Raw genomic sequence first — 14,503 nt, forward strand, 5'->3', positions numbered from 1 at the left:
CAGGAGATTTTAATGAAGACAAAACTACCGATTCTTGGCGTTTTAGGGGGTATGGGACCAGTGGTTACCGCCGAATTTCTTAAGTCGATTTATGAATATAATCCTTTTATTGATAAGGAACAAGAATCCCCTAATGTCATCGTTTTTTCTTTTCCCTCTGCACCCGATCGCACAGGTTCTATTGATAGTGGAAAAGAAAGAGAATTTATTGATTTTATCCAAGTCAATCTGGAACATCTCAATAAACTGGCTGATTGCATAGTCATTGGCTGTTGTACGGCTCATTATGCTCTGCCTCAGATTCCCGAAAATCTGAAGGATAAACTTATTTCCTTAATTAAAATAGCGGACCAAGAACTCCAAGAATATAATGAACCCACCCTTTTACTTGCTAGTACAGGGACTTACCAGAAAAAATTATTTCAGGAAGGCTGCACCACCGCAGATCTGATTATTTCTCTCTCAGAAAGCGATCAAAAGTTGATTCATGAAATGATCTATAAAGTGCTAAAAAGAGGACACGATCCGTTAAGTATTCTTAGGGATATAGAAGCATTATTAGAGAAATATAACACTCGCTCCTATATTTCTGGGTGTACCGAATTTCATCTCTTAACAAAATCTCTCAAACTCAAAGGAATTGACTCCATTAAAGCGATCGATCCTTTAAGTACCATCGCTCAAAACTTTTCTCAGTTAATCATCAAACAAGCTCAGGTAGATCTAGTGACCGACTGCCATCAGCCTTCAAACCCAAAAAGCCCTTGACCATCGCACCTCTATCAGGTACAATTCAAACTTGAGTTGATCACTTCTGACTTTTAACTTGTGGGTAGCGATATACTGGTTCATCAGGTTTTCAAGATTATTCCTATTTTTGATAAAGAGGTGTAAAAAAAATGTCTAAGCATTCCATCAGTCTTGGAGGACAATTGGAAGATAATTGGCGGACTCTGTCAGAAGTATTAGAAACTGCCACTAAACATAATAATCATGGAATTACTTATATCAGAAATGACGCAACTGAATATTTTCAGAGTTATCAAGACTTATATCAAGATGCTTTGGTTATTTTAAATGGACTGGAACAAAAAGGAATAAAATTAGGGCATAAAGTCATTCTACAAATTGCCAAAAATCAAGACTTTATTCCCGCACTATGGGCTTGTTTTTTAGGGGGAATTATTCCAGTTCCTTTGACCGTTGCTCCTAGCTATGATCTGGAAAATTCTGCCGTCAAAAAACTAGAGAATGTTTGGAAAATTTTAGACAATCCCTTGATATTATCCGACAGTGAGCTAATTACTGAAATTGAAAAATTAGGAACTTACTCTCATTTAGAAGGGTGGCAAGTTATCTCAGTTAATGAACTCAGAAAAGCACCCTCTAAAATCGAACAATTGCCGATTCTTGACCCACAAGATGCAGCCTTATTACTCTTTACTTCGGGTAGTACCGGTATGCCGAAGGGAGTAATATTAACTCATCATAATATTCTGTCCATGACTGCTGGTACAGTGGTGATGAACCACTTTACCCAACAAGAAGTTACCCTTAATTGGATGCCCTTGGATCATGTAGGAGCTATCGTATTTTTAGGAATTATGGCGGTAGATTTGGCTTGTGATCAAATTCATGTTCCCATGGAATTAGTCCTACGCCAACCTCTGCAATGGTTAGAACTCATTCAAAAGCATCAAGTAAGCATTTCTTGGTCTCCTAACTTTGCATTTTCCTTAATTAATCAACAGGCCGAAGAACTTAAGCACGTCTCTTATAACCTCTCCTCAATGAAATTTTTAGTGAATGCTGGCGAGCAAGTTTCAGTAAAAACGATTCGCCTATTCTTAGAAATTCTTGAAAAACATCAACTACAGGAGAGAGCGATTAAACCGGCCTTTGGCATGACTGAATCCTGTTCTGGGATTACTTGGTCAGCCGGTTTAAGTAAAAATGAACTCACCGAAGAAAATAGTTTTGTCTCTCTAGGAAAGCCGATTCCGGGAGCAACTATCCGGATAGTCGATCAGGAAAATAATCCTTTACCTGAAAGAGAAATTGGCAGGCTTCAAATTCAAGGTAATTCTGTTACTAAAGGATATTATAATAATAATGAACTCAACCAGGAAGTTTTTCAAGAAGGGTGGTTTACTACGGGAGATTTGGGGTATTTATCTAAGGGCGAACTCTTTATTACTGGGAGAGAAAAACAAGAAATTATAATTAATGGTGTTAATTACTTTGCCCATGAACTTGAAACAACAATCGAAGAATTAGAAGGAGTTAAAGTCTCTTATACAGCCGCCTTTGCCGTCTTTGATCAAAGTCGAGAAACTGATTTATTAATTATTACTTTTAGCCCAGAATCTGAGCAATTTGAACAGGGAATAAAAGTTGTTAGAAAAATTCGCAGTCATGTAACCCAAAAATTCGGGATTGCTCCAGCTTATGTCATTCCCTTAGAAAGAAATTTAGTTCCTAAAACCTCTATTGGCAAAGTTCAAAAATCTAAATTAAATAAGGATTTTGAACAGGGATTATTTAGCAGCCGTATCCAAGAAATAGATCAATATTTAGCAAAAGAGCGTCAGAAAAATCAAACCTTACCTCAATCAGAAAATGAACGTCAAATAGCAGCAGTTTGGAGTGAAGTTTTACAGTTAACCTCAGTTGGTTTAGAAGATAACTTCTTTGAACTAGGGGGACATTCTATACACTTAATCCGAGTTCAAAATGAACTTGAAAAACTTTTTAACCGTCAGCTATCCCTTGCTGAAATGTTTAAAAATCCTACCGTTGCCACCCTAGCCCGTTTCTTAAGCGAAGAATCAAATACTAATCAAGTTATAGCACAAAAAAGCCGTCAACGTGCCGAAAATCGGAGCCGTCGCCATAATGAAACCCATGACATTGCAATTATTGGTATGACGGGGCAATTCCCGGGGGCTAAAAATTTAACAACCTTCTGGGAAAATTTAAAAAATGGAATCGAAACTATCTCTTTCTTTTCTGAAGAAGAATTACAAGAATCGGGAGTGTCTTCGGAACTATTTAATCAGCCTAATTATGTTAGAGCTAGACCAATTCTCGAGCAAGTTGAATACTTTGACAGCGAATTTTTTGGCTATACAGATAGAGAGGCAGAATTACTAGATCCTCAGCAACGTTTACTGCTTGAATGTAGTTGGGAATGTTTAGAAAACGCCGGTTATAATCCTAATACTTATCAAGGATCAATTGGTATATTTGCGGGCGCAAGTATGAACACATATCTGATAAATAATTGTTATCCTAATCGGGGTAAATTAGATAGTAATGACGAGTTACAACCCTTCACACTAGATTCAATGGGAGGGTTTCAAACAATGGTAGCTAATGACAAAGACTATTTAACAACGCGAATTTCTTATAAACTCAACTTACATGGTCCGAGCGTTAATGTTCAAACCGCTTGTTCTACTGGATTAGTTGTAGTTCATCTCGCTTGTCAGAGTCTCATCAGTGGAGAAAGTGATATGGCTTTAGCTGGAGCTGCTTCAATTAATTCTCCTCAAAAAATTGGTTATTTATATCAAGAAGGACTGATTATGTCTCCTGATGGCCATTGTCGCGCCTTTGATGCTGAAGCAAAAGGGACTATTTTTGGCAGTGGAGTAGGAGTAATTATGCTCAAAAGATTGTCAGATGCTTTAGCCGATCATGACCATATTTATGCAGTTATTAAAGGCTCTGCTATTAATAATGATGGTGGTCAAAAGTTAGGATTTACTGCCCCCGGTGGAGAGGGTCAAATTGCTGCCGCTACGGAAGCCCTAGCCTTTGCCGGTGTTGATGCTAATACAATTAGTTTTGTGGAAGCTCATGGCACAGGAACCCCCCTTGGAGATCCCATTGAAGTTGATGCTTTAGCTAAAGTTTATCAGGGTGCAAATGAGGGAGAATGTGCTTTAGGTTCAGTAAAAACCAATATCGGACATATGCAGATTGCTTCCGGTATTGCTGGTTTAATTAAAGCGACTTTAGCCCTCAAATATAGAGTTATTCCGCCTACATTACATTTCCAAAATCCTAACCCTCAAATTAATTTTTCTCAGACTCCTTTTTATATTAATAATGAAGCTATTTCTTGGACTACTAAGCAAGACAAGTCCGAAAAATTACCCCGACGGGCAGGGGTAAACTCTTTAGGTATTGGCGGGGTTAATGCCCATGTTATTCTAGAAGAAGCTCCTCCCATTATTCCTCAAGACAATCAGAGCCAACGTCCCTATCATTTGCTCACCCTTTCCGCTCGAACCGAACTAGCTTTAACAGAGTTAGTAAGTCGCTACATAGACTTTTTAGAAAGTCAACCTGAAAAGGATCTGTCTGATGTAGTATTTACGGCAAATACAGGCCGAGTTCATTTCTCAAATCGTTTAGCCTTAACTGGCTATAAAAATAGTGATTTTATTGAACAATTACGGCAGTTTAAGCAGCTCGATTATGAGTCAACTATTTATGGTATAGTTGATGAAAAAAGACCGTCTAAGATTGCCTTTTTATTTACAGGGCAAGGTTCTCAATATGTAGGGATGGCTCATCAACTTTATCAGACTCAACCCACCTTTAGAAAAACTTTAGACGCAGGGGAAAAATACCATCAAAAACTAACGGGTAAATCCCTACTAAACGTCGTATTTGCCGATACAGATGACTCCTTAAACCAAACCGCTTATACCCAACCTGCACTATTTCTGATTGAAGTTGCTCTCGCTCAATTATGGCATTCTTGGGGAATTCAACCAGCCGCTATTTTAGGCCATAGTTTAGGGGAATATTCGGCTGCTTGTTTTGCTGGTGTTTTTGATCTTGAAAGTGGCTTAAAACTGGTCAGCCATCGAGGCAACTTGATGGGGCAATTACCCCAAAATCAAGGGGAAATGGCGGCTATTTTTCTCGATAAGAACTCAGTTGTTGAGCATTGCCAAAGTCAGGGAATAAAAATCGCTATTGCTGCCATTAACGCGGAACAGCATACCGTTATTTCTGGAGAAAAAAACGTAATTCAAAAACTCTGTAACCATTTTACTAATGCCGGGGTTAAAGTTCGTCAACTTAAAGTTGCCCATGCTTTTCACTCCCCTTTAGTAGAACCAATGGTTGCAGAATTTAAAACGATTCTTCAAGAGATTTCTTTCAGTCAACCTCAAATTTCTCTGGTCTCTAACCTAACGGGAGAAATTGCTGATGACAGCATTATGACTCCTGAGTATTGGCTTCAACATTTACTAAATACGGTACAATTTCACCAAGGAGCTTTATTCCTACAATCTCTTGGATGTGATACTTTTATTGAAATTGGACCTCAACCTATTCTCTCAGGAATTATTCAATCATCTCTATCTTCATCTGAACCTCTAACTCTACCCAGTTTACGCTCGGGATTTTCTGATTGGCAAGTTTTATTAGAAAGTCTGGGTAAACTCTATGTTCGCGGTGCAAAGATAGACTGGTTTAGTTTTGATCAAGACTATCATCCTAGACGATGTGCTTTACCTACTTATCCCTTTCAAAAACGTCAACACTGGATTTCTTTAAAAACCCCATCTGCAACTGTTCCACGGGAATCTAATCTGGTCAAAATGTTATCCGAAAAGGACAAAACTACTTTAATGCAAACCCTCTTAGAAACAGGTCATTATTCTGAAGATGAAAAACCAACAATATCCGCCATTGTTCAACAGTTGATTAAACTGTATTATCAAGAAAAAGAGGACTTTGATTTTGCCAAATTACTTTATCAAGTAGCTTGGCTTCCCTGTGATTTAGCTAACGGTAAGCTAGAAAATCTGACCAGCCTTAAAACGGATTTAGAGGTTTACTTAGAACCCCAATTACAATCCTCAGAATTGATGGGAGTTTCTCTCGCTTTTTCTGAAATGGAAAAACTGGCGGCTGACTTTGTTGTTAAAGCTCTGAAAGATTTAGAACTCTTTCAAATGAATACCTTTCTTGATCCCGATCAAAGTTTTATTCAAGCTGGACTCAAACAAGAATATAAATCTTTCTGGAATTATGTTCTAGAAATATTAGCGAAAGTCGGCATTTTAGAAAAGCAAAATACCCGATGGAAAATTGTTAAAGAACCTGAACAATCTAATCCTGATTTAGCGGTAGAAGATTTAATCAATCATTATCCTAATGCTCAAATAGAACTCAATCTATTTCGACAAGTTGCCACAAATTTAGCGGCCATTATTACGGGAAAAATATCTCCTTTATCTATCCTATTTTCTCAAGATGGACAAGGAGGAGCCAGCGAATTTTATAAAAATACATCTTCGGCAAAAATTCTCAATCTGGGTATCTCTAAAACCGTTGAACTTCTACTCTCAAGTTATCCTCCCTCAGCCTCCCTCCGCATTCTCGAAATTGGTGCGGGAACTGGAGCTACAACCCAACAGGTTCTTAAAGCTTGTAACTCTCGTCAAATTACCTACACATTCACTGATGTTTCCCCCTTCTTTCTAGAGAAAGCTAGAGATAATTTGGCTGAATTTTCTGAACTAGAATACAAAGTTCTCGATATTGAAAAAGACCCGAAATTACAAGGGTTTTGCTGTCATTCTTATGACTTGATTATCGCAGCTAATGTCTTACACTCTACTGCCAATTTACAAGAGGAAACCTTGCCTCATATTCAAAGTTTACTACGTCCAGGCGGTCATTTATTACTGTTAGAATTAACTCAGCAATCTTCCTGGATTGATTTAATCTTTGGTGTCACTCAAGGGTGGTGGCGTTTTAGCGATTATCATTTGCGCCCAAATCATCCTATAATTACAGCATCTACTTGGGAATCTATGCTGCTTAAATCGGGTTTTTCTCAGGTGGAATTTGTTTCTCCTGATCAAAAAATAGGTACTGCTTTATTTCAGCAAAGTATTATTCTGGCTCAAAGTTCAGAAATCTCCTCTAACACCGCTAAAAACTGGCTAATTTTTACTGATGTTGAACCCCAGCAAAATACTTTTGCATTAGGGATTCAAGAGCAACTACTGAAAAAGTGTGATTCCTGTCGGATAATTTATCAAGGGGAGAAAAATACACAAATATCATCTTCTGAGTCTTGTTTGAATGCTAATCAACTACAACAATTAGAGGAATGGTTTGCGTCAAATCCATCTCCAGATCGGATTATTTATCTTTTGAATAGTGATGGCAAAGATCAACCAGAATCCATTTTATTGAATCGCTGTAACTATCTTTTAAATCTTCTCAAAGCTATTCAAAAAATCCCTAATCCCCCTCAATTATTCCTTGTTACTCAGGGGGCCCAACCCTTTGAATTAGAACAGCCTTCTTTCGGGTTTCAGTCTCCTCTTTGGGCAATGGGGCGTGTTATTGCCCTAGAAAATCCGCAATTATGGGGAGGTATGCTCGATCTTGATCCCGACGTTGACATTAATCAAAATATTACCGCATTACTATTAGGATTAACTCATGCTCACGATGAGGATCATTTGGTCTTCCGCAAAGGTCAAGGCTATGTTGCTCGTCTGCTTCCTCTGAAGTCTCTAGAGACAAAAACCATTAAGATTCAACCTGAGGCTACCTACCTAATTACGGGAGGAATAGGACATCTAGGCTTAGAATTGGCGGAACATTTAGTCAATTTAGGAGCAAAACATCTCATTTTAACGACACGCCGCTCATTACCAGTCCGCTTCCTGTGGGATTCAGCAGCCGAATTAGCTCAAATATCACAAAAAATCAGAAAATTAGAGGAAAAAGGAGCATCAATCGCAGTCACTTCGGCAGATGTTGGCAATTTTGAGGCTATGCAGGCCATATTTACCCAGATTGAAGAAACCGCTTATCCCCTGCGTGGCATTTTCCATCTTGCCGGAATCTCAGGCCGACAAGCTCAATTAAAAGACTGTACTTTGCAGGATCTCGAAGCAGTTTTTCAGGCAAAAGTTAAGGGTTCTTGGAATTTACATCAACTATCTTTGGGTAGTCAATTAGACTATTTTGTGCTGTTTTCTTCGGCGGGTGCAATTTGGGGGGCAAAAGAACAAGGGTTATATGATACTGTTAGTCATTGGCTGGATGCTTTGGCTCATTTCCGTCATCTTCAAGGGCTGCCTGCAACGACTTTAAATTGGGCATTATTGGCGGGTCATGGTATAGTATCTCAAGACTATGAGGACTGGCTCAAACAGATTGGGATCAGGGAAATTGCTCCAGATATGGCCTTGAGAGTGATGGATGCTATTATGGCTTCTAATCAAACACAGGTTTTAATCGCCGATGTGGATTGGGTTCGTTTCAAAAATATCTATCAATTTAAAGGCGAGAAACCACTCCTAAAAAATTTAGGACTCTCAGAAATTCCCATTAATTCTGTTCAAGAATCAGACTCTGTACTGCATCTTTTAGAGGAGATGCCTTTCGGAGAACGTCGGGAATATTTGTTAGAATATGTTAGCAAACAAGTCAGAATGATTTTAGGGATTAAATCTATGCCAGATACAGAACAGGGATTGATAGAAATGGGGATTGATTCCCTATCCTCTATTGAATTGAAAAATCGTTTAGAGAAAAGATTAGAAGTTCTCTTACCCACTTCTTTAGTCTTTGACTTTCCTAATATTAGACGCTTAGTTGATTATCTGTTTGACCGTATTTTCGGTGAAAAAGTTCAAAAAACAGCCGAGAAGATGATTAACTTCACTGAAGTTCAGCAGGAGATTAGTGAGGATTTAATCTTACAAGAACTTACTGATTTGGAGGCTTTTTTAGGAGATTAAATAATCCTAAGCCTTGAAGTTAGAAAGCTTGAAGTTAAAAAAAATTCAAGGCATTTCCTAAAAGTTACCCTATATTCAAACTATGCAAACTCCATTTTTTCAACAAGAAACCGTAAAAAGCTCTCATCAATTTTTTGACAATCTGAAATTGATTGCCGCTCCTTACTGGTATCCAACTGATCCTAAAGGAAGGACATTTTCAGAGGTAATAAGTTCATGGGGAATGCTGTTTCTCCTCCTGTTAGTAATTGTTGGACTGGTTGCCTCTAATGCAGTTAATAGCTTCGTTAATCGCTATTTAGTTGATGTTATTATTCAAGATAAAAATGCCTCTAAGTTTCTGACAATTTTATTATTTTATGGCTTAGGATTACTTTTAATTACCCTGTTTACTGCATTTTCTAAATTTGTTAAAAAAAGAATTATTCTGGATTGGTATGAATGGCTAAATCAGCAGGTTATTACCCAATATTTGAGTGATCGCGCCTATTATAAAATTAATTTTAGATCCGATGTGGATAATCCGGATCAAAGGATAGCCCAAGAAATAGAACCCATTGCTAGAAATGCTGTTAATTTTGGTTCTGTTTTATTAGAAAAAGTCTTAGAAATGACGACTTTTTTAGTAATTCTTTTTTCGATTTCCCGACTAGCCGCCTTGATTTTAGTGGCTTATACAATTGTCGGCAACCTAATTGCTGTTTATTTAAGTCGAGAATTAGATAAGATTAGTCAAGAAGAATTGGAATCCAAAGCTAATTACACCTACACTTTAACTCATGTTCGTAATCATGCTGAATCTATTGCCTTTTTTCAAGGCGAAAATCAAGAGTTGAAAATCATTCAACGTCGATTTAATAATCTCGTCAGAAATTCTCTCAGTAAGATTGATTGGGAGAAAAATCAAGACATTTTTAGTCGAGGTTATCGCTCAGTTATTCAAATATTTCCCTTTGTTGTCTTCGCTCCAGCCTATATTCGGGGGGAAATTGATTTCGGACAAGTTAATCAGGCTATTATTGCTTGCAGTATGTTTGCTAATGGTTTTTCTGAGTTAATCCTTGAATTTGGTTCTTTGGGCAGATTTTCCAGTTATGTTGAGCGTCTATCTGAATTTTCGTCGGCCTTAGAAGAAATCGGCCAACAAACCAAGGATGCTAGTACCATTAAAACCCTTGAACAAAATCAGATCAAGTTTGAGGATGTTACTTTACAAACACCGGATTATGAAAAGGTAATTGTTCAACATTTATCCCTATCTATCGAACCAGGCGAAGGTTTATTAATTGTCGGACCGAGTGGACGAGGTAAAAGTTCTCTATTAAGAGCTATTGCTGGCTTATGGAATGCAGGAACTGGTTGTTTAAAACGACCTCCCTTAGAACAATTTCTCTTTTTACCTCAACGTCCTTATATTATTTTAGGAACTCTCAGAGAACAGTTACTTTATCCTAAAACAACCCGTGAAATGACCGATGGAGAACTTGAATCGGTTTTACAAAAAGTTAATCTTCAAAATATAGCCACAAAAGTTCATGGCTTTGATGCGGAAGTTCCTTGGGAAAATATATTATCTTTAGGAGAACAACAACGCCTTGCTTTTGCCCGATTGTTAGTAACCCATCCCCGCTATGTAATCTTAGATGAAGCCACAAGTGCTTTAGATTTGAACAACGAACAAACCTTATATCAGCAGTTACAAAAAGCACAGACAACTTTTATTAGCGTAGGACATAGAGAAAGTTTATTTAAGTATCATCAATGGGTGTTAGAACTTTTAGAGGATTCTAGTTGGCGACTTCTTTCCATAGATGATTATCGAGCCTCAAAAGCTCTGTAACTGTTTCATTGCTAAACCTCAATTTAGGAAAAATTACGATGACTACTACTTCACCAAAAACTCTGACTATGGATATTCAAAAACCCAGGGTTCTTTTAATCGGAAAAATGTATGATGAAGCGGGGCAAAAACTTCTTGAAGAATCTACTAATATAGAGATTTTGTCCAACCCTACACCGGAGGAAATTAATGAGGCCATTCAAGAAGTATCTGGCGTATTTGTGCGTTATCCTAATAACTTAGAGGCTTCATCAATCCGATTAGCAAAACACTTAAAAGTAATTAGTACCTCTGGATTTGGCACAGATTCTATTGATATTATGGCAGCAACAGAACAGGGGGTTATCGTTGTTAATAATCCTGGAATGTCAACTACAGCTGTAGCAGAACACACCTTATCTATGATTTTAGCCCTTGCTAAAAAGCTCCCTTTTTTAGATCATTGTGTGAAAAAGGGTAACTATTTAATTCGCAATCAGATGCAACCGATTCAACTCGAAAACAAGACCCTTGGTATTGTAGGTTTAGGAAGAATTGGTACTCTGGTGGCTCACAAATGTAACCTAGCACTGGGGATGAGAGTATTAGCTTATGATCCCTATGTTCCAGCCAGCAAAGCGGAGACAGTAGGAGCAACTTTGCTCAAAGATTTAGATGTTCTTCTGGCTGAATCGGACTTTGTTTCTTTGCATACTGAACTAACAAGTGAAACGCGGGAAATGTTTAATATATCAGTTTTTAAAAAGATGAAACCAACAGCTTTTTTAATTAATACCTCCCGGGGAAAAGTCGTTTGTGAAAAGGATTTAGGGATCGCCCTTAATCAAAAATTGATAGCTGGATGCGCCCTCGATGTCTTTGAACCAGAACCGCCGGCTTTAGATAATCCTTTATATAATTTTGAGAATGTCATTCTCTCACCTCATTTAGCCGGAGTAACCCCTGAAGCGAGTCTAGCGGCTGCTGTTTCGGCGGCGAATCAAATATTACAAGTGCTTCGGGGAGAGAAGCCTCCTTATATGATTAATCCGGAGGTGTGGAATCTTTTTTAAAGCATCTAGAGAATCTCAGGGATTCGGTTAATTAAAAATGGCAATATTTCTGCAAAATCCTTAGGAGGATAATAATTTGGAAAACATCGGCAAAATTCCCCTCAAAGATGAATGGCGTAATCGCTGGGCAACCATCAAACAATTTATCCTTAATCCAGCTCGAGAAATGGCGTTTTTGCAAGATCAGTTTCAAGTTTCTGAACTATATACTAATATAGCGAAACGCGATCCTCATCTTCAGGATCCTAATTTTCCCCAATGGCTTAATTTTGGTTATTGGAAAGAAGAAACAACTTATAACGGAGCTTGTGCCGCTTTAGCGCGTAAATTAGCCGAAGTAGCCGAACTTAAAGCCGGAGATCACCTTTTAGATGTGGGTTTCGGTTTTGCTGAACAGGATTTACTCTGGGTAAGAGAAAACAATGTTAGCTCAATTATTGGTCTAAATACAACTGAGTTACAAGTAGAAATTGCTCAAGAAAGAGTAGCTAAAGCAGGGTTATCGGACAGGATAAAACTTCAAGTCGGCTCGGCTACTCAAATCCCCTTTCCTGAGAATTCTTTTGATAAGTTGACCGCTTTAGAATGTGCTTTTCATTTTGACACTCGTGAGGATTTTTTTGCGGAAGCTTTTCGAGTTTTGCAGCCCGGTGGAAGGTTGGCTGTAGCGGATTGTTTGCCTAGAGTGGGTCGAGAAATTAACTTCTGGCTGCGGGTTAATAGTAAGAAAATGTGTATTCCCTTTCCTAATCAATACGACCGACATATTTATGTAGAAAAACTCAAAAAGCATGGATTTGTTAATATCCAAGCTTTATCTATTAGTGAATATGTTTGGCCGGCAATGGTTCATTATTTTGCCCAGATTAGCCAAGGAATTAGTAAGCATGATTTAGTTATCGATCTCCAGAAAGATAACCCAGGACTCGAAGCTTGGTCAAGAAATCGGGGTTGGTTTATGGCGTTTGATGATTATCTTTTGTTTTCGGCAGAAAAGCCTAAATTAAACTGAGTTCGGTTTAAGCAGATTGATGTAAAACCCAGTCGATAGATAGGGGGGACTTCTTGTTAGCGATTGGCTATTAATCAAGGAGTTGAGAATCTAGAATTGGCCAAGGTTTTCTAACAGTCCCTTCTATAGCGTTATCCCGAACGCAGGTTAAGCTAGAAATCGCTAGTCACCCCCCAGATGTAGGGCTGATTCATTCTCTCTTATGTCATTCTCTCAACTCCTTATCTGGTAACGTTTTTAGTCGATTTCTCGGAAATACATAGCTGAAAATTTGTCAAAACGTCGTGCTCTGTAGGTTGATTCATGAATCAACCTACTATGAGAGCAAAAACCGGTACTCCCCTGCTCCCTAACTTACCTCGTAAGCGATTAAAGGTAGCAAAAAAAAGAAGTAGATTCGGAGAATGAATTAGCCCTAGTATTAAGGAGGGATCGACACCCCCCTTATCAAGGGGGGATTAAGGGGGGATCGACACCAAAATCTATCTTCAATTTAATTATAACCAGCTACTTACAATCAAAAATGGGATAGGTTAAAAATAGATCCCACAGTTCCAATTAAGTCAGAACTACTGACGAATTTGTACCGGCATCACCAAATAGGTCATCTTTAAACCTCCCAAGGGGGTAAAAATAACCGGTTGGGTACTAGCATTTAACTGCATTTGGATATCATTATTAGGTAAAGCCTTCAAACCGTCCATCAAGTATTTAACATTAAAGGCAATATCGCCACTTTCTCCCTGAATTTCCGCCGCCATGGACTCTTTGGCGCTACCTAAATCGGGAGATTCCACCGCTAGGGATAAACGGTCATTTTCGCTATCGAGACTAAACTTAACTAAATTATTCTTTTGGTCCGATAAAACCGCCACTAATTCCAAACAACGGATTAACTGTTTGCGGTCTAAAACCAAAGAGCGATCGAAGGATTTAGGAATTAACTGATTATAAGTAGGATAGGCCCCTTCTAACTTACGACTGGTTAACCTCTGTTCCCCCATTTCAAAGATGACTTGAGAATCATCCACGTGCAGAGTAATAGTCTCGATATTTTGTTTTGTTGCCATCATTCTTTCCAATTCTCGCAGGGCCCGGGCCGGAATAGTGACATTAAAGCCACCAGAGGCACTTTCCACCTCCTCTAGGGGAGTTTGTACCACCGCTAAACGATGACCGTCTGTAGCGGCAAATTCTAGACAATCGACGGTTTTAGTTAAATGTACCCCCGTCAACACCTGTTTAGTTTCATCGCCACTGGCGGCAAACAAAGCACCTTTTAGTCCCTCTGTCAAGGCAACTATAGGTAAATTAACAATTTCTCCATCGGCCACCGTGGGCAATTCTGGAAACTCATCGGCCTTCATGCCGCGAATTTGGAACTGTGCCGAGGCGGTTTTCAGGAAAGCGAGACTATGCTCCTCATCATTCTCGTTTTCTTCCACAGAGATGGTGATTTCCCCCTCTCCCAAACGAGAGACAATATCGTTAAGTAATTTTGCCGGCAGGGTAATCTTGCCCCCTTCCACCACCTCGGCCCGAAAACTGGTGCGAATCCCTAAACTCAAATCAAAAGCAGTCAGGCTAATTTCGCCCTTTTCCTCATCGGCACAAAAAAGAACATTGCCCAACACCGGATGGGTAGGACGACTGGCAACGGCCCGACTAACTAGGGATAAATTGCTGTTGAGTTCGCTTTGACTACTGGTAAATTTCATCGAAAATTTGGGTCTGAAACCCCGTCGTTCTACGACGGCTTTACTGTTAAATATTAGCGCATTTACACGATATATGCTAGAATGCG

General features: G+C 38.8%; 6 protein-coding genes. 5 read left to right on the forward strand and 1 reads right to left on the reverse strand.

Annotation, left to right across the window (positions count from 1 at the left end):
• Positions 1–12 precede the first annotated feature (12 nt).
• The 5 genes from IQ224_RS00030 (at position 13) to IQ224_RS00050 (ending at position 12,699) form a co-directional block, all read left to right on the forward strand.
• Positions 13–768 carry an aspartate/glutamate racemase family protein gene (locus IQ224_RS00030; protein ID WP_002742839.1) on the forward strand — a complete coding sequence of 252 codons (756 nt, stop codon included), beginning with the start codon at positions 13–15 and terminating at the stop codon, positions 766–768.
• Between the two features lie 131 nt (positions 769–899).
• Positions 900–8,795: a type I polyketide synthase gene (locus tag IQ224_RS00035; protein ID WP_194032320.1), complete on the forward strand. Its 7,896-nt coding sequence runs from the start codon at positions 900–902 to the stop codon at positions 8,793–8,795.
• Positions 8,796–8,877: 82 nt separating this feature from the next.
• The gene (locus IQ224_RS00040) at positions 8,878–10,635 is read left to right on the forward strand and encodes an ABC transporter ATP-binding protein/permease (RefSeq protein ID WP_036400363.1); all 1,758 of its coding nucleotides are present in this window, start codon (positions 8,878–8,880) and stop codon (positions 10,633–10,635) included.
• A 68-nt stretch (positions 10,636–10,703) separates the two neighbouring features.
• Complete coding sequence (locus tag IQ224_RS00045; protein ID WP_228036037.1) at positions 10,704–11,687, forward strand: hydroxyacid dehydrogenase; 984 nt, start codon at positions 10,704–10,706, stop codon at positions 11,685–11,687.
• A gap of 76 nt (positions 11,688–11,763) precedes the next feature.
• Positions 11,764–12,699, forward strand: coding sequence for a methyltransferase domain-containing protein (locus IQ224_RS00050; RefSeq protein WP_194032321.1), 936 nt, complete (start codon positions 11,764–11,766; stop codon positions 12,697–12,699).
• Positions 12,700–13,268: 569 nt separating this feature from the next.
• Here the strand turns inward: IQ224_RS00050 and dnaN are convergent.
• Complete coding sequence (dnaN, locus tag IQ224_RS00055) at positions 13,269–14,417, reverse strand: DNA polymerase III subunit beta (RefSeq protein WP_012266634.1); 1,149 nt, start codon at positions 14,415–14,417, stop codon at positions 13,269–13,271.
• Positions 14,418–14,503: the final 86 nt, after the last annotated feature.

Origin of the sequence: Microcystis sp. LEGE 00066 (genome assembly GCF_015207925.1) — a bacterium.
GTDB lineage: Bacteria > Cyanobacteriota > Cyanobacteriia > Cyanobacteriales > Microcystaceae > Microcystis > Microcystis ichthyoblabe_A.